The 18681-nt window shown below is 46.6% G+C and carries 14 protein-coding genes and 1 pseudogene; 9 read left to right on the top strand and 6 right to left on the bottom strand.

Annotated elements, in window-relative coordinates; translation table 11 throughout:
• Positions 1–6: 6 nt before the first annotated feature.
• The gene (locus tag BHV83_RS06860) at positions 7–654 is read left to right on the top strand and encodes a DedA family protein (RefSeq protein ID WP_121961217.1); all 648 of its coding nucleotides are present in this window, start codon (positions 7–9) and stop codon (positions 652–654) included.
• A 53-nt stretch (positions 655–707) separates the two neighbouring features.
• A pseudogene (locus BHV83_RS06855) lies at positions 708–881 on the top strand (inorganic phosphate transporter); the annotation flags it as partial.
• Positions 882–1042: 161 nt separating this feature from the next.
• Here BHV83_RS06855 and BHV83_RS06850 read toward each other — a convergent pair.
• Both BHV83_RS06850 and BHV83_RS06845 read right to left on the bottom strand, forming a co-directional pair.
• On the bottom strand, positions 1043–2746 hold the full coding sequence (locus BHV83_RS06850; RefSeq protein WP_008777935.1) for an alpha-amylase family glycosyl hydrolase: 1704 nt from the start codon (positions 2744–2746) through the stop codon (positions 1043–1045).
• A 59-nt stretch (positions 2747–2805) separates the two neighbouring features.
• Complete coding sequence (locus BHV83_RS06845; protein WP_005868483.1) at positions 2806–3642, bottom strand: patatin-like phospholipase family protein; 837 nt, start codon at positions 3640–3642, stop codon at positions 2806–2808.
• Positions 3643–3807: 165 nt separating this feature from the next.
• On the opposite strand from BHV83_RS06845, the gene BHV83_RS06840 reads away from it, so the two are divergent.
• Both BHV83_RS06840 and BHV83_RS06835 read left to right on the top strand, forming a co-directional pair.
• Positions 3808–6012, top strand: a complete 2205-nt coding sequence (locus tag BHV83_RS06840) for a sodium-translocating pyrophosphatase (protein WP_121773322.1) — start codon at positions 3808–3810, stop codon at positions 6010–6012.
• Between the two features lie 145 nt (positions 6013–6157).
• A complete protein-coding gene (locus BHV83_RS06835) occupies positions 6158–8350 on the top strand; it encodes a glutamine synthetase III family protein (RefSeq protein ID WP_008779365.1) in 2193 nt (730 codons plus the stop codon).
• 107 nt (positions 8351–8457) lie between these two features.
• Here BHV83_RS06835 and BHV83_RS06830 read toward each other — a convergent pair whose 3' ends face one another.
• On the bottom strand, positions 8458–9345 hold the full coding sequence (locus tag BHV83_RS06830; protein ID WP_008772604.1) for a TIM barrel protein: 888 nt from the start codon (positions 9343–9345) through the stop codon (positions 8458–8460).
• Positions 9346–9419: 74 nt separating this feature from the next.
• Here BHV83_RS06830 and BHV83_RS06825 point away from each other — a divergent pair, with 74 nt between their 5' ends.
• Both BHV83_RS06825 and BHV83_RS06820 read left to right on the top strand, forming a co-directional pair.
• A complete protein-coding gene (locus BHV83_RS06825) occupies positions 9420–10748 on the top strand; it encodes an MATE family efflux transporter (RefSeq protein WP_286757040.1) in 1329 nt (442 codons plus the stop codon).
• A gap of 70 nt (positions 10749–10818) precedes the next feature.
• Positions 10819–12099, top strand: a complete 1281-nt coding sequence (locus BHV83_RS06820) for an O-acetylhomoserine aminocarboxypropyltransferase/cysteine synthase family protein (RefSeq protein WP_048928161.1) — start codon at positions 10819–10821, stop codon at positions 12097–12099.
• A gap of 81 nt (positions 12100–12180) precedes the next feature.
• Here BHV83_RS06820 and BHV83_RS06815 read toward each other — a convergent pair whose 3' ends face one another.
• The 3 genes from BHV83_RS06815 to fusA2 all read right to left on the bottom strand — a co-directional run bounded on the left by BHV83_RS06815 (position 12181) and on the right by fusA2 (position 16418).
• Positions 12181–13335 carry a glycosyltransferase family protein gene (locus BHV83_RS06815; RefSeq protein WP_005868473.1) on the bottom strand — a complete coding sequence of 385 codons (1155 nt, stop codon included), beginning with the start codon at positions 13333–13335 and terminating at the stop codon, positions 12181–12183.
• Entirely contained in the window at positions 13332–14102 is a 771-nt protein-coding gene (locus BHV83_RS06810) for a UDP-2,3-diacylglucosamine diphosphatase (RefSeq protein WP_005868472.1), read from the bottom strand. Before BHV83_RS06810 ends, BHV83_RS06815 begins: the two co-directional genes overlap by 4 nt.
• A 159-nt stretch (positions 14103–14261) precedes the next feature.
• A complete protein-coding gene (gene fusA2, locus BHV83_RS06805) occupies positions 14262–16418 on the bottom strand; it encodes an elongation factor G2 (protein ID WP_005868471.1) in 2157 nt (718 codons plus the stop codon).
• Between the two features lie 190 nt (positions 16419–16608).
• On the opposite strand from fusA2, the gene hemW reads away from it, so the two are divergent.
• The 3 genes from hemW to BHV83_RS06790 all read left to right on the top strand — a co-directional run bounded on the left by hemW (position 16609) and on the right by BHV83_RS06790 (position 18613).
• Positions 16609–17736 (top strand): radical SAM family heme chaperone HemW, encoded by a 1128-nt coding sequence (hemW, locus tag BHV83_RS06800; RefSeq protein ID WP_122369046.1) that lies wholly within the window; start codon positions 16609–16611, stop codon positions 17734–17736.
• 117 nt (positions 17737–17853) lie between these two features.
• A complete protein-coding gene (locus BHV83_RS06795) occupies positions 17854–18453 on the top strand; it encodes an ATPase (protein WP_005858862.1) in 600 nt (199 codons plus the stop codon).
• Positions 18446–18613, top strand: a complete 168-nt coding sequence (locus BHV83_RS06790) for a DUF8506 family protein (protein ID WP_005858864.1) — start codon at positions 18446–18448, stop codon at positions 18611–18613. Before BHV83_RS06795 ends, BHV83_RS06790 begins: the two co-directional genes overlap by 8 nt.
• Positions 18614–18681 lie beyond the last annotated feature (68 nt).

Below are 18681 nucleotides of genomic sequence, written 5' to 3'. Positions count from 1 at the left end.
TATAAAATGGAATTTTTATTAGACTTCATCTTACATATCGATCAGCATATGATCGAGATCGTACAAGAATATCATACTTGGGCCTACGCGATATTATTCCTAATCATTTTTTGTGAAACGGGATTGGTAGTCACCCCATTCTTGCCCGGGGATTCCCTCTTGTTCGTCGCCGGAGCGATAACAGCGTTACCCGGTATGCCTCTAGAGATAAATCTCTTAGCCTTGATATTATTCGCGGCGGCAGTATTGGGAGACTCCTGTAATTATATGATAGGTCATTTTTTCGGTCGTAAACTATTTAACAATCCCAACTCCAAGATATTCAAGAAAAGCCATTTGGACAAAACGCATGAGTTCTACAAAAAATATGGAGGCAAAACCATAATCATCGCCCGATTCGTACCGATTGTCCGTACTTTCGCTCCCTTTGTAGCCGGAATGGGTAAAATGCACTATTACTATTTCATGATCTACAACCTGATAGGCGGCGCTTTCTGGGTACTGCTTTTCTGCTATACGGGATACTTTTTCGGAGATCTTCCTTTCGTACAGCAGAACCTCAAGATATTGATCATAGCAATTATATTCATATCCATACTTCCTGCCGTAATAGAGGTAGTACGGGCTAAACTAAAAGCACGGAAACAGAGATAAAGTTCCGCCAAACGTATTACCATCTATAACCCACGCCCCATCTCTGATAGTGGAGTACCACGCATACGATTACAGGGGCTATTATCGGAGTTGGTGCGACCAAACGTCTTTCAGCCGTTCGTTGGGGAGTAACTCAAAGCTTGATGACCGCATGGGTTCTTACGATCCCGGTAAGTGGGCTTTTAGCAGCTGGCATTTATTATATGGCTTCCCTTCTTTTCATTTAAATCAAAGAAAAAAGTCATCTAGCTTCATCGGGCAAGTATGTTAAGTTACTTTGCCATTTCACTTAAGTTACTTGCCCGATGAAGCTAGATGTCCCGTATCAACCACCTAACTCCACCAACGAATTATCTATACAGCACACCTAAACTTTTCAAGAAAGCTCTTATTTATGGAGAAAAGAGAACTTTAGCATCTTACCGGAATAAGCAGGGAGTTTCACTTGATAAGGATAAGCGTCTGTTAGCGTACTGATAGTCGTTTCCCCGGTTAACAAGTCGGTCAATTCAGCCGGTTTGTTATCCTCAAAATCAAGAGCCTTGAATGCCTCGACCGGGATATTTACCCATACACATTGGTCGGCACGGTCGAAATTCACGACAACCAGAAGTACCTCGTTCTTCCATTTGCGCAAGAACGCATACTGACGGTTCGGATTGAAATAAGGATTACCGGAGTTCGCGTACATCAAATCATAAAACGCTCCCTCGACAATAACCGGCTCGGATCGTACCACATTCAATAACTTAGCGTACATCTCACGCAACGAGCGTTCTGCCGGCGTTAATTTAGCCCCATCAAAGAGTCCATTATTATTCCAGTTTCGCAAACTCTCGACGCTCCAATAATCGAAGATGGTCGTACGGCCATCACGTCCACTGAAACCTTCCGCGTCCATTCCTCTTTCGCCAAGTTCCTGACCACTATAGATCATAACCGGATTCGTATTCATGGCAGCGGAGACAATCATGCCCGGAATACCCGGACGAGCATCCCCCGCAAAGAAATCAGAAGCGACACGCTGTTCATCGTGATTCTCCAAGAAATTCAACATATTTTTCTGGATTCCCTCCAACGATTGCCAACAATGCGATATATTACTAGCCGGAGCCTGTCCGCACATCACCGCACGAACCGTATCATAAAGACCAACCTTGTCATACAAATAATCAAAGTGTCCCGTATAAATATAATTCCTATACTCATCCGGATTATACACCTCCGCTATAAAGATCACATCACGCACCTTCTTCACCTGAGGAATCACCCAGTTCCAAAACTCTACCGGGACCATCTCAGCCATATCACAACGAAAACCATCCACTCCCTTATCAGCCCAGAACAACAAGATCTCCAACATTTTCTCCCACGTATTGGGAATGGTATTGAAATGGCAAGCACCACCGTGCATATAATCCACGCCGTAGTTCAGCTTCACCGTCTCATACCAATCGTTCTGGCTTGGATAGGCATCGAAATGATTGTTACCGGTCACCTTCGCCGGGAACTCACTATAGGCAAAATCCTCCTCACGCTGCGGATCAAAACGAAGCGTCAAGGTCTGCCCCGGAAGATAATAAAAGTTATTATTCACATCAAAAGCCTTAGACACATTATCCGTTTGGCCTAAGTCCTCCACGAAAGGTTCCCGTGCGTCCGAGAAATATTGACGTGCCACATGGTTGGGTACAAAATCGATAATAACCTTCATCCCAGCCTCATGCGTACGTTTCACCAAATCCTCGAACTCACTCATACGGTTCTGGATATTATCCGCCAAATCCGGATCTATATCATAGTAATCTTTTATAGCATATGGAGATCCGGCCTTACCTTTTACTACGGCAGAATGGTCTTTCCGGATGCCAAACATGGTGTAATCGGTTTTTGTAGCGTGCTCTATCACCCCTGTATACCATACATGAGTAACACCTAGTTCTTTGATTTTGGATAAAGCCAAAGGAGTAAAAGCCGAAAACTTACCCACTCCATTCTCGGCTAAACTACCATTCATTACAGGAGATGGTCGCAGATTCCCAAACCAACGCGGGAATACCTGATAAATTACCATCTTGTTTTTTTGTTCCATTGCGTTCATCTATATATAAAGTTTTTGTGGGAAAGCGCTTTGTCCAGACAGACGATTTGTCACGGCATCAGGCCTTTCTTTCTTGCCGCGATCGCTTTCACCAAGGTTTCATATTTATTCTCATCCAACACTTTCTCAAAGCAACGGGCAGCGGCGGAATAGCCAATATTACAAATCACGTCTACATTCTCAAGATCGAATGTCTTATATAAGCCAAACTCCTCCGCCTCTATTAAGACATCACACATCTCTCGATCCTCCAGCGTATTTGCCCGGAACATATAATGATAAGAGCGCTCGGCGATATGGAATATGGTCTGCTTATATTTTTGCGGGATCAACGGGCTTACGTTCACCCCGATAATACGCTCACATTCCTCACGGATGATGGAGACCGGAAAGTTGTGAAATAATCCTCCATCCACATAATGAACGCCATTGATGACTACAGGACTGAAAATAATCGGGATACTACAAGAAGCTGTCACCGCCTCAACAATAGGACCACTCCTAAATTCATGGCTTTCGCCATTATCCAAATCAGTCGCGACAATCACCATCGGAATCTGCAAGTCCTCGATGTTCTTGGTCCGCAAGTGTCGCCTCAAGAAATAACGAAAGCGCTTACTATCGAACAAACCCGCCTTCGGAATCTGCAACTGGGCGAATTCCGAGAACTCACGTCCGGTAAAAAGTTCTTGGATCTCCGCCGCCGAATAGCCATCGGCAAACAAGGTGCCCATTAAGGATCCGACACTGGTACCGGCTATGATATCCGGCTTCAGCCCGCATTCCTCCATCATCCGGAATACTCCGATATGCGCAAAACCTTTCGCTCCGCCTCCGCTAAGCGCCAAGCCCAACCTATAGGGTTTATGGTTTGTCTCTTCTGCCATTTATTTCTTATCTCTTAATCAAGTGACAAATATGCTGTTTTTTTTAATTACAAACATTATTATTAGGGAAAAAGTTTCCATCCTCTTTTATTTTTGCTACATTTACACGGAAAGTAAAGGTGTTGTCACATTGCTTTCTAAGTATAACATTAAATCTACCATGTTATGATTACGAGTATTTTCTGGATTATCCCGTTAGCGTCTGTCCTAGCGCTAGCATTTGCCTGGTACTTCTTCAGGCAGATGATGAAAGAGAGTGAAGGAACTGAGTTGATGAAAAAGATCGCCTCCTTTGTGCGTGAAGGGGCGATGTCGTATCTGAAACAGCAATACAAAGTAGTCGCCTCGGTTTTCGTTGTCCTAGTAATCTTATTCTCTATTATGGCCTATGGCTTCCATGTTCAAAACGAATGGGTTCCGATCGCCTTCCTGACAGGAGGTTTCTTTTCCGGATTAGCGGGTTTCTTAGGCATGAAGACAGCGACTTATGCCTCGGCCCGTACGGCGAACGCGGCCCGCACTTCCTTGAACAAAGGCTTACAAGTCGCTTTTCGAAGCGGGGCGGTCATGGGCTTAGTCGTTGTAGGACTTGGATTGCTGGATATCTCATTCTGGTATATCCTGTTAAATGCTTTCATCCCAGACGAGGCTTTGGACCCGACCCATAAACTCACCATTATCACGACAACCATGCTTACATTCGGAATGGGTGCCTCCACGCAAGCCTTGTTCGCACGTGTAGGAGGAGGAATCTATACGAAAGCCGCCGATGTCGGAGCGGATTTAGTAGGTAAAGTTGAGGCTGGGATCCCGGAGGATGATCCTCGTAACCCGGCGACAATCGCCGATAACGTAGGCGACAATGTAGGTGACGTCGCCGGTATGGGAGCCGACCTATATGAATCTTATTGCGGTTCTATCCTAGCGACCGCCGCATTGGGAGCCGCCGCGTTCGTTTCTTCCGGAAGCGTAGAATTACAATATAAGGCGGTTGTCGCCCCAATGCTTATCGCCGCTGTCGGTATCATTTTATCTATTATTGGTATTTTCGCCGTCCGTACGAATGAGAACGCGACGATCAAGCAACTATTGAAAGCCTTAGCCATAGGAACGAACTTGAGTTCCGTATTGATCGCTATCTCCACGTTCGGGATTCTTTATGTATTAGGCATGGAGAATTGGTTCTGGATCGGTTGTTCCGTGATCGTAGGTCTGCTAGTCGGAATCGTGATCGGGCAGGCGACGGAATATTATACCTCCCAATCCTATAAACCGACCCGGCTCGTCTCCGAAGCGGGACTGACTGGGCCGGCAACGGTTATTATCTCCGGTCTCGGACTAGGTATGCTCTCTACGGCCATCCCGGTACTTGCCGTCGTGGTCGGTATTATTTGTTCCTTCTTGTTCGCCTCCGGATTCGACTTCACGAACGTGGGCATGGGATTATACGGAATCGGTATAGCGGCCGTAGGTATGCTATCGACCTTAGGTATTACGTTGGCTACAGACGCTTACGGTCCCATAGCGGATAATGCCGGAGGCAACGCCGAGATGTGTAACCTAGGGAAAGAAGTCCGCAAGCGTACAGACGCATTGGATTCATTAGGAAATACGACTGCCGCTACAGGTAAAGGTTTCGCTATCGGTTCCGCCGCGTTAACCGGCTTGGCTCTGTTGGCCTCTTATGTAGAAGAGATCAAGATCGGTTTGCTCCGTTTAGGAGAGACCGTCCTGAACTTTACCGATGGCAGGAGTATCGAAATATCTAAAGCCTCATTCTCGGACTTTATGGTATATTATGATGTTACCTTAATGAATCCTAAGGTTTTAGCCGGAATGTTCCTAGGTTCCATGATGGCATTCATGTTCTGTGGCCTTACGATGAACGCTGTAGGACGTGCGGCCGGGCACATGGTGGAGGAAGTTCGCCGTCAGTTCAAGGAAATCAAGGGTATTCTGACTGGAGAGGCACAACCGGATTATGCCCGTTGCGTTGAGATCTCGACGAAGGGAGCGCAACACGAAATGGTACTTCCCTCCGTTTTAGCTATTATCGCCCCCATCTTAACGGGACTCATATTTGGTGTGACAGGCGTTGTCGGACTATTGATCGGTGGATTAAGCACGGGCTTCGTATTAGCCGTATTCATGGCGAACGCCGGAGGAGCATGGGATAACGCAAAGAAATTCATCGAGGAAGGAAACCACGGTGGCAAGGGTAGCGAGGCGCATAAGGCAACCGTTGTCGGCGATACGGTTGGCGATCCGTTCAAAGACACTTCCGGCCCGAGTTTGAATATCCTTATCAAGTTGATGAGCATGGTAGCGATCGTGATGGCGGGATTGACGGTGGCTTGGAGTTTGTTTTAATAGTTGACCGTTAGTAGTTGGCAATTGACAGTTAGAGAAGTAAATCGACAATTTAATAGAGAAAACTAAATAATTGTCAATCATTGACTGTCAATTGTCAACTGTTTTGTATTTTTGCGTCGTAAAAACATAAAACAATTCAACAATGTCAATCTCACGCTTTAATGCTGTGGAGAAGGCATCCAACCGAAAGGCCGTGGAAGCCGTTACTCCCGAACACAAAGTATCTGAGTACTATGGCGAGAATGTCTTCAACCGGAAGGCAATGCAGAAATATCTCTCCAAGGAAACGTACAAAGCCTTGACCCACGCCATTGACAATGGCACACCTATCGACCGGGAAATCGCCAATCATGTGGCAGCCGGCATGCGTATGTGGGCACTGGAAAAAGGAGTCACTCATTACACCCACTGGTTTCAACCGCTTACCGATGGCACCGCCGAGAAGCACGACGCTTTCGTGGAACACGATGGTAACGGTGGCATGATCGAGGAGTTCAGCGGCAAATTGCTTGTCCAGCAAGAACCGGACGCTTCCAGTTTCCCGAACGGTGGACTTCGTAATACCTTCGAGGCCCGCGGCTACTCCGCTTGGGACCCCTCCTCTCCCGCTTTTATCGTAGATGACACACTTTGTATCCCAACCGTATTTATCGCTTATACCGGTGAAGCACTGGATTATAAGACCCCGCTGATCCGCTCTATCGAAGTATTGGGAGAAGCCGCCAAGGACGTATATAGATATTTCGATGAGGATGTCAATAAGATAATTACTTACCTAGGTTGGGAACAGGAATATTTCCTTGTTGACGAGGACTTGTATTCCGCCCGTCCGGACCTCTCACTCACCGAGCGTACCTTGCTCGGACATGAGAGCGCAAAGAACCAACAATTAGACGACCATTATTTTGGCGCTATCCCCTCTCGTGTACAAGAATTCATGAAAGACTTGGAAACCGAATGCTATAAACTAGGTATCCCGGTAAAGACCCGCCATAACGAGGTAGCCCCCAACCAGTTCGAGCTAGCTCCTATTTACGAGGAATGTAACCTAGCCAACGACCATAACCAATTATTGATGTCGGTCATGAAACGTGTCTCCCGCCGTCATAATTTCCGTGTATTATTGCACGAGAAGCCATTTAACGGGGTAAACGGTTCCGGTAAACACTGTAACTGGTCTATGGGAACAGACAAGGGGGTAAACTTATTCTCTCCGGGTAAAGACCGTGAGGACAACCTACGCTTCATCACCTTCGTGGTGAACACTATCATGGCCGTTTATAAATACAACGCTTTATTAAAAGCGAGTATCGCTTCCGCCACGAACGCACACCGCCTAGGTGCGAACGAGGCACCTCCCGCTATCATCTCCACTTTCCTCGGAACGCAAATCAGCGAGATCTTGGATAAGTTTGAGAATAGCTCTATCGAGGACGCTATCGAGGTAGACGATAAAAAGGGTTTGCATCTTGGCTTCGGGCAGATCCCCGAACTGCTGTTGGACAATACGGATCGTAACCGTACCTCTCCTTTCGCCTTCACCGGAAACCGTTTTGAGTTCCGCGCCCCGGGCTCTTCCGTGAACTGCGGATCGGCCATGTTAGCGTTGAACTCCGCCGTAGCCTATCAATTGCAACAATTCAAGAAGGACGTAGAGGCTTTGCAAGCGGAAGGAAAAAGCAAGGAAGTAGCGATCTTCAAGGTGCTGAAAGCCTATATCAAGGAATCTAAGCCGATCCGCTTCGATGGGAACGGTTATTCGGATGAATGGAAAGAGGAAGCCGCCAAGCGAGGTCTGGATTGCCAAAATAGTGTTCCCTTGCAATATGACGCTTATCTTAAACCGGAGTCGATCGAGATGTTCACGTCTACCGGCGTACTTACCCAGAAAGAATTGGAAGCGCGTAATGAAGTAAAATGGGAAGTCTATATCAAAAAGGTACAGATCGAGGCCCGGGTATTAGGGGATTTATCCTTGAATCATATCATCCCGGTAGCCGTTCGTTACCAGAGCGTATTGCTGGATAATATAGCGAAGTTGAAAGAGACATTCGGCGACGACCCGGAATTCCGCGATATGTCGGAAGAGCCCCGTCGCTTGGTTCGTAAGATAGCCGGACATATCTGTGCCGTGACCAAGAAAGTGGATGAGATGGTAGAGGCCCGCAAGAAAGCGAACCGCTTGACCGATATGCGGGAAAAGGCGATCGCTTACCACGACTCGGTGGCCCCTTATTTGGATGAGATCCGTGACCATATCGATGATCTGGAGCTGATGGTGGACAACCAGATGTGGCCGTTGCCGAAGTATAGGGAACTCCTGTTTATCCGATAAAAAATACCAGTACTGGCGTTGCCTTGCGCCAGTATCGGCATAGCCTCACGCTGATATAGGCGTAGCCTTACACCGATACTGGCATAAGGCTACGCCTATACTCCCGTTTACCACTTCACATAAGAGGCATTCATCAAGAAGTCATAATCATGTTTCATCGCTTGCAGCGGTGTCATATTATAACGCTCTTGCTCAATGAAGTAATCCTCTAATCCGGCTTTCTCCGCCACAGCGAATAAGGATTTGAAGTCTACGATTCCGGCGCCCATCTCCGTGCTGCCCTTTCCATCCGCATTCGCGTCTTTCAAGTGCCAGTTGGCGAAACGACCGGGATAACGGTTCACGTAATCATGACATTTAAAACCGCCATACACTAATTGAGCCGTATCGATCTGGAAAGTAACCAGCCCTTTGTCCGTATTCTCGATCATCACGTCGAACGGGATCTTTCCTTCCAACTCATGGAATTCATCCACATGGTTATGGAAAGCGAAACGCAACCCGTTCGCCTTTGCGATCTCACCACATTTATTAAATTGATCCGCTAAACGCTTCACGTCCGAAAGGCTCTTGATATCTTTGGAGGGATAACCCGCCTGAACAATCCATTTACAGCCTACCTCTGCCGTATCGGCGGCATTCTTTTTCCAGAAGTCCCATCCCTTGGTATCACCCTCCGCCAGCAAACCGCTTCCGGTATGGGAACCTACCATACGGGCACCCAGATCCGCCAGATATTTCTTCATCTCGGCCGGGGATTTCCCGTAGAATTTGCCATCCCGGTAACCGGCGGCTTCCATCCGTTTATAACCGATATCCACCAAAGCCTTCATCGTACCGTCAAAATCCGTCTTCAAGTCGTCCCGGACACTATACAACTGTACACCTATCGCTTTCTCTTTCTTAGCCAAGATAGAGGCAAAGCCATTCGGTACTACACTCAGTGCAGCCACAGCGGCACCCGCTTTCAAAAAATTCCGTCTCGTTATCATCATACTATTCTTTAAGATTAACGTCGCTAAAGGTAGCAAAATTATTTCTACTTTCGCGCACATTTAAACAAACGATCATGCAAGGAACAAAAAATCTGACCGAAGGGGTCATCTCCCGGCAACTATTCAATCTGGCGATGCCGATCATGGGTACCTCATTTATCCAAATGGCCTATAGCATCACCGACATGGCTTGGGTAGGCCGGTTGGGAAGCGAGGCCGTAGCCGCTATCGGCGCCGTTGGTATCCTTACTTGGATGACGAACTCGATCTCTTACTTGAATAAAGTAGGCTCGGAGGTGAGTGTCGGGCAAAGTATCGGGGCGCAAAACGTGGAAGATGCCCGAGGATTCGCCTCTCATAACCTGACGATCGCCTTGATCCTCTCGCTTGGCTGGGGACTCTTGCTATTCGTTCTCGCTCATCCGATTATCGGTTTCTACAAACTGGAGGAACCGATCGCGCTGAACGCCGTGGAATATTTGAGAATCGTCGCTTCCGCATTCCCATTTATCTTCCTCTCGGCGGCGTTTACCGGGATTCATAATGCGGCGGGATTGAGTAAGATTCCATTTTATATCAGCGGAACAGGTCTTTTACTGAATATGGTGCTAGATCCTTTATTTATACTCGGCTTCCATTTGGGCACGGCGGGCGCGGCTTGGGCTACGTGGATCTCCCAAGCGGTGGTTTGCGGACTATTCGTCTATCAGCTAAAATGCCGCAATAAATTGTTCGGGGGATTCCCTTTCTTTGTCCGTTTAAAGGAACGCTACACCAAGCGGATCTTCCAATTGGGCCTGCCGGTAGCGTTATTAAATACATTCTTCGCGATCATCAATCTTTTTATGGCTCGTACAGCTTCCACCTACGGAGGGCATATCGGTTTGATGACGCTTACGGCAGGCGGACAAATGGAGGCGATCGCATGGAACACCTCACAAGGCTTCAGTACGGCCCTCTCCGCTTTCACCGCCCAGAACTACGCCGCACGCAAGAAAGAACGTATCTTGACCGCTTATCATACGACGCTTAAAATGACTTCTATCATCGGTGTACTCTGCACGTTGTTATTCGTCTTTTACGGTAGCGAGGTCTTCTCGCTGATCGTGCCGGAGCAAGCCGCTTATGAGGCCGGTGGTATATTTCTCCGGATCGACGGATATTCGATGATCTTCATGATGCTGGAGATTACCACGCAAGGCATGTTCTACGGTACCGGCCGAACGGTTCCGCCGGCGATCATCAGCATCTCGTGTAACACCTTACGCATACCTTTGGCCATCGGGCTAGCGGCAGCGGGACTGGGTATTACGGGTGTTTGGTGGGCGATCAGCCTTTCCAGCATGCTAAAAGGTGTCGTCGCTTTCATTTGGTTCAGTATCTTACAGAAGAAGATATTGTAAGCGGAACAATTCTTACCGATTTTCCGTACATTCGCGATTAAAATGACATTCAATTAAAAAAACAACCTATATGGATAACAAATTCAAACCGGAAACCCTGTGCGTACAGGCCGGTTGGCAACCCAAGAAAGGAGAACCCCGTGTCCTCCCGATCTATCAAAGCACGACATTCAAGTATGAGACGAGCGAGCAGATGGCTAAATTGTTCGATTTGGAGGAAAGCGGCTATTTCTATACCCGCCTTCAAAACCCGACAAACGAGGCTGTAGCCGCCAAGATCGCGGCGTTGGAAGGTGGCGTGGCCGCCATGCTGACCTCATCCGGACAGGCCGCTAGCTTTTTCGCTTTCTTCAATATTTGCGAGGCTGGCGATCATATCGTAAGCGCTACCAGCATTTATGGAGGTACTTATAATCTACTGGCCGTTACCTTGAAGAAGCTGGGAATCGAATGCACGTTCGTAGATCAAGACGCGAGCGAGGAAGAGATCTCCAAGGCTTTCCGCACAAATACGAAGGCGATGTTCGGCGAGATGATCTCCAATCCGGGCGTTATGGTATTGGATGTGGAGAAGTTTGCCCGCATCGCCCATAATCATGGCGTACCCTTGATCGTCGATAATACGTTCGCCACGCCGATCAATTGCCGTCCGTTCGAATGGGGGGCGGATATCGTTACGCACTCCACGACTAAATATATGGATGGCCATGCCACGAGCGTGGGTGGTTGTATCGTGGACAGCGGTAATTTCGATTGGGAAGCGCATGCCGAGAAGTTCCCGGGACTTTGCCAACCGGACCCTTCTTACCACGGATTGACCTATACCAAGGCATTCGGGAAATTAGCGTTCATCACGAAAGCGACTAGCCAACTGATGCGTGATCTTGGAGCAATCCAATCCCCGCAAAACGCATTCCTATTGAATCTGGGATTGGAGACCTTACATCTTCGTGTACCGCAGCATTGCAAAAACGCCTTGGCGGTAGCGCAGTGGCTACAGAAATGTGATAAGGTAGCTTGGGTTCATTATCCGGAATTGGAAGGCAATCCGTACCATGAACTCGCCAAGAAGTATCTACCGAATGGCTCTTGCGGTGTATTATCCTTCGGATTGAAAGGTGGACGTGAGGTGGCGATCAAGTTTATGGATAGCTTGAAACTCGCCGCTATCGTAACTCACGTAGCGGATGCCCGTACTTGCGTGCTTCACCCGGCCAGTCATACGCACCGCCAGTTGAGCGACGAGCAATTGATAGAGGCTGGCGTAGCTCCGGACTTAATCCGCTTCTCTGTAGGTATTGAGAGCGCCGATGATATCATCGCCGATATTGAGCAAGCGCTGAATAAATAAGACATCTGTGCCATGCTGATGAAACGCTTGTGCCATCAGCATGGCACACCTGCATCTACAGCACGGTACTGCTATAAGTTCCTAGATAGGCAGGAATCTCCCCAGACGCGCCACCCAATTTGTCGTAATCCTCCCTAGGCTCGTTACCGGATGTTCCTCACGCAACAAATCCTCACGGAACTCACGAAGAATAAGCCAATCCGCCTGTTTCACCCAATGCCGGAAGACCGGATTCTCCACATGACTTTCCGAAATGGATAATAACACGTCCAGATCAAAACAATCAGCGACAACGCCTGCGCCAGACAAAGAGGCATCGTAAGCATTGCAAGCTTGCTCAATATGTGTAGGAACCATCAATACAGGTTTATTCAGATACATCGCCTCACATACGGATTCGAACCCGGCGGTCGTAGCATAAGCCTTCGCCCCCGACATATAACGTAGAAACAACGTATCATCCAGCTGATGGAAAGAAAGGCAATCGTCTATTTTCACCTCGGCTCGCTGATCTTTCTTATCCCAAAAGAAATGCATCGGAACCGAAGGATGACGGGAATGCCAAGAACGGATCTCCTCACTAAACCCGCTATTCAACAAATAACCATGCAAATAACTGCCGTTCGAGGGAACCGCATCCAAGACTTCTTGCCTTAATAAAGGAGGAACCACGACTATTCCTCCCAACGGCGCCTCGCGCATCTTCCGGAAAGACAAGGCTAATTTTTTGACGGAGCCTATCGCCGTTAATCTCGTAAAAAATCGTAGCGATGCCAACGACAATGTGCTCTGCTTCGGGAAAACGAAGTCCGGATGCAAGAATAGATATTGATGGGCGATACATACCATCGTCGCTTTCGGACGGAGAATCAAGTAAGTCAGCCCCGTCAATAGCTCGTAGAAATTCACGACAACATCCGCATCCGTCTGCCGAATCATCCGGTCGATATAACGGATACTTCCCATGTATTTATGCAGACGCAATACATTATATAATACGCTACGCATCAAACTCACTTGTTTATTCTTAGCCGTCGGTAAAAAATTCGGACTCTCAAACGGATATACCGGCGATTGTATCTTATTCAAGAAGAAATCCGGCAAACGGCGGGCCGGGCTTTTTCCTACCAACACACCAACGATCTCATGTCCTTCGGCCATCAATTTCTGGCGTAAGGATAACGCTTGGGTCAAGTGCCCACGTCCCTCACCTTGTATGATAAACAGAATTTTCATACGGCATCCGCATATAGTTGTACATTATTATATGTAACAATATCCCACTCTCCTTGTTCATCCTCCACGAGAGCGGTCATGCTTTCCACCCAATCGCCGGAATTTAGATAATGCACATTACCATACCATACGCTCGCCGCTTGATGAATATGGCCGCAAATAATCCCATCCAAATGCTTGGCCTCCGCTAAGCGTACCAGCTCTTTCTCAAACTCCGAGATATAAGAGACCGCACTTTTCACCCGGTGTTTCACCTCTTGGGATAAAGAGAAATAAGGTTTTCCTTGCCGCTCTCTACGATGATTGTAAACCTTATTCAACCACAATAAAAAAGTATATCCCACATCCCCGAGCATGGCAAGCCAACGCATATGGGTCGTAACCGTATCGAAAATATCGCCATGTGTCACGAAATAGCGTTTTCCTTGTCTCGTCTTCAGTAAATAATCCTTTACGATCGATATATTGGAGAACTTAAAAGGAGCCAAGCTATCGAGAAAATCATCATGGTTCCCCACTACATAGATAATCTCCGTACCCCTTTTCTCCATCATCTTCATCAATACCTTAAAGAAATCGGTATGCTTTTGTTTCCAGCGTTTACCGGATTTCTTCAATTGCCAGCCATCGATGATATCACCATTCAAAATCAATCGATCGCAATCTACGTGCTTGAGAAAACGGGTGACCTCCTCCGTCCGGGAATGTTCCGATCCCAAATGGATGTCAGAGAGGACAATAGTCGGATAGTACTTTCTTAATATCATCTTTTCCTTGTTTAAGATGATACAAAAGAACACTTTCGGTATTACAAGTTCACGACAACCTAATGAAAAAGACATAACAAAAAGGCCAGCTCTTCACAAAGCCGGCCTTTTCTCGTTTAACTTTAAATATTAAAAAATTATGATGACATTTTACTTTACCTATTCTTCTGATTGAGTAGCCTCGTAAGCCTTTAACAACTTCTCTTGTACATCGGCAGGAACTAACTCGTAACTAGCGAACTTCATCGTAAAGGAAGCACGTCCGCCCGTAATGGAGCTTAGTGAAGTAGAATAGTTAGACATCTCTTTCAAAGGAACTTTCGCCAATAGTTTCTCAAATCCCTTCTCGCTATTCATACCCATAATCAAGGCACGGCGTCCTTGCAAGTCACTCATCACATCTCCCAGATAATCAGCAGGAACGGAAACCTCGACATCGTAAACAGGCTCCAAGATCTTAGGGCCAGCCTCCTTGAAAGCGGTACTGAACGCATTGCGTCCGGCAAGCATGAAAGAGATTTCATTACTGTCTACCGGGTGCATCTTACCATCGTATACGCAAATACGCACATCGCGAGCATACGAACCCGTCAACGGCCCTTGCTCCATACGAGCCATGATACCTTTTAGGATAGCCGGCAAGAAACGAGCGTCGATAGCACCACCAACGATACAGTTTACGAACACGACTTTACCACCCCAATCCAAATCAATTATCTGAGTATCACGAACATTCATCTTATACTCCTGTCCGCCGAAACGGTAGGTATCCGGAGCAGGCATACCTTCATAATAAGGCTCGATAATCAAGTGAACTTCACCGAACTGGCCTGCGCCACCAGATTGTTTCTTATGGCGGTAATCCGCACGGGCCGCTTTCGTAATCGTCTCACGATACGGGATCTTCGGCTCCAGATATTCGATCGGCAATTTATCATTATTCTCGATTCTCCATTTCAATGTACGAAGATGGAACTCACCTTGACCGGAAACGATTGTCTGCTTCAATTCCTTGGACTGCTCGATTACCCATGTCGGGTCTTCCTCGCGCATACGTATCAAGATTTCCATCATCTTCTCGGCGTCAGCCTCATTCACCGGCTTGATAGCACGACGATATTTCGGATCCGGATATTTAATGAAGTCGAAACGATAATCACAACCCTTTCCGTTCAATGTATTACCACGGCGAACATCCTTTAACTTAACGGTCGCTCCAATATCACCCGCCACCATTTCCGTAACCGGGGTACGAGTTTGTCCGGCTACCGCAAATAACTGTGCGATACGCTCCTTGGAACCACGATCGGCATTCATCAAATCGTCACCTTCTTTTACTTTTCCTGATATCACTTTAAAATAGGAAACCTGACCAATATGAGGTTCCACGGTAGTCTTGAAGAAGAACAAGCTAGTAGGACCATTCGAGTCCGGAGTCACCTCTACGCCTTCCGTAGTAATCAGACGAGGCATCTTGTCGGTACAAGGAACCACGTTACCCAAGAACTCCAACGTACGACGAACGCACATATCACGACCGGCGCATACGCAGAATACCGGGAACATACCGCGAGTAACCAAGCCCGCACGGATACCGGCACGCATATCATCCTCGCTCAAGGCACCTTCCTCAAAGAATTTCTCCATCAAAGTATCATCGTTCTCAGCGGCAGCTTCCACCAAGGCTTGATGCAACTCCATCGCCTTATCCATTTCCTCGGCGGGGATTTCCAATACATCAGGAACTCCACCTTCCGGTTTCCAACGATACATCTTCATTTTTAATACATCCACCACGGCATTGAAAGAAGAGCCGCAGCTAATCGGATATTGGATCGGAACGATCTTACTGCCCCAACGGTCTTTCAACTGGGCGATAGTTCCCTCATAGTCGGCTTTATCATTATCAAGCTGATTGACAACGAAAATCACCGGTTTATGAAATTGTTCAGTATACCGGAACTGGTTAATGGTTCCAACCTCAACACCGTACTGGGCATTCAATACCATCAGTGCCGTATCCGTGACATTCAGAGCGGAAACAGCTCCTCCAACGAAATCATCCGAACCCGGACAATCGATGAAATTCAGCTTCCGATCCTGCCACTCAACACTGAAAACGGTTGAGAAAACTGAGTATCCATACTCTTTCTCAACCGGGAAATAATCGGACACCGTATTTCCTGCCTCAACGGAGCCGCGGCGTTTTATAACTCCACCCTCGTAAAGCATAGCTTCAGCGAGAGTGGTTTTCCCAGAGCCCGAACTTCCCAAGATAGAGATGTTCTTAATTTCATTTGTTTGGTATACTTTCATGATATCAGGATTTATTTGAGTTTAACAATACGTTTATTTGGCGTGAATCACTTTCACGAGGGCGCAAATTAGAGATTGTAAAGGAAAAAAGCAATTATCGCCCGGTGTTTGAGAACTATGTTGTGCAGCAGCAAGGTTTTTTGAAATTTAAATTATATCTTTGTGTAAAGATATAATTGTGTCCATACAGATGGCAGGTTTATACATCCACGTTCCTTTTTGCGCCAAGCGGTGTTTATACTGTGACTTTTTTTCCAATACGGAGATGAAGTATAAAGAGCCGTATATAAACGCACTTATAAAAGAGATGGAATTGCGGAAGGGATATATAGGAAACGAAGCATTAGAAACCATTTACTTCGGGGGAGGCACCCCCTCTCAATTAGACGAGAAGGATTTTGGCAAGATATTCGAGGCCATCTATCGTCATTTTGATGTAGCCAAGCAAATGGAGATTACCTTAGAGGCGAATCCGGATGACATGAAACGAGAATATGTATCGCTTCTCCGTAATTATCCTTTTAACCGGGTCAGTATGGGTGTACAGAGTTTTCATCCGGAAGATTTGCGTTTTCTGAATCGTCGCCATGACCGGGAACAAGCGATTAAAGCAGTAGAACTATGCAAGGAATATGGGATTACAAATATCAGTATCGATTTGATCTACGGACTCCCCAACCAAACGCAGCAAGCATGGGAAGAGAATTTGCGACAAGCGATCCGGTTGGATGTTCCCCATCTTTCCGCCTACCACCTCATTTACGAGGAAGGTACCGCACTTTACAAATTGCTGGAAGCGGGAAAAGTGACCCCCATAAACGAGGAGTTAAGCGTCTCGTTCTTTTCCACATTAATAGATCGGTTGGCAGAAGCAGGCTATTTGCATTACGAGATATCTAATTTCGCCCGTCCCGGGTTCTTCTCCAAGCACAATAGCTCCTACTGGACCGGAAAGAAATATCTAGGCCTCGGTCCTTCCGCCCATTCTTATAACGGGATAGACCGGGAATGGAATCCATCTTCTCTACCTATATATATAGACGGTATAGAAAATGGGCATCCGACAATAGAATCCGAGGATTTAGACCTATGCACCCGGTACAACGACTTCATCATCACCGGCCTTCGAACCATGTGGGGAGTCTCTTTCGCTGATATCCAGACAAAATTTGGCAGGAAGCTCCTTTCTTATTGTCAAAAGCAAGCTCAACCCCATATCAACCAAGGTCTCTTATTACAAACCGGTGACAAATTGATTTTATCCAAGTCAGGAATCTTCGTTTCCGACGGAATCATGAGTGATCTACTTTGGGTATAAAAATTAACAAAACCACCACTTTCTCCAACAAACCTGTTAGTTAAAAGTACATTTCCTGCACATTTTCACGATTTTTGAGAAATAAAACGACGCATATTAAAAAACTATTACATATATTTGCAGCATCAAAAACAGCAAACAGTGCCATATTTGTATATAATATCAGGTTGCAACGGAGCAGGAAAAACAACAGCTTCCTTCACGATTTTACCAGAAATGCTAAAATGTAGGGAGTTTGTTAACTCAGACGAGATAGCCAAGGGACTTTCCCCTTTTAATGCAGACAGTATAGCCGTCGCCGTTGAAGCTAGTCGTATTATGTATAAGCGGATAAAGGAACTCATCGGTGCTGGTGAGACTTTCGCAATGGAAACTACGCTGGCCACCCGTTCAGTCGCAAACCTGATACGGGAAGCACAAAGGGAAGGTTATTATGTTACATTGCTTTACTTCTGGCTGAATACGCCGGATCTAGCTGTGGAACGTGTGAAAATGAGGGTAGCCGCCGGAGGTCACAATATTCCGGAAGCAACGATACGGCGTCGGTATGAGGCCGGTATCCACAATTTATTCGAGCTATACCTTCCTATTAGTGACTATTGGATGATAACTGATAATTCGATGTCTCCCATGGAAGTGATCGCCAAGGGATTCAAGAATGATAAAAGGGAAGTGTATAATCTAGATATTTTTACAAAACTTGAACATCATGAATGAGCAAGAAGTTAGAGAATTCGAAGAGAATATAGTAAAAGGTGCAAATATAGCTTTTCAGCGTTTGGTGAATCAGAAGAAGAAGGAAGACGGAGAGTTGGTATTCTCTCGTAACGGTCATATCTTCAGAGTCAAAGCTGTTGATCTTGACAAGATTTATTAAGTTATAGATATACATATACAAAAAGAGGAGACGTATCTTTCAAGGATATGTCTCCTCTTTTTGGCTTT

This window comes from Parabacteroides sp. merdae-related_45_40 (assembly GCF_001915675.1).
Note: the sequence above shows the minus strand (reverse complement) of the source record. Positions and strands in the feature narration are given on the sequence as shown.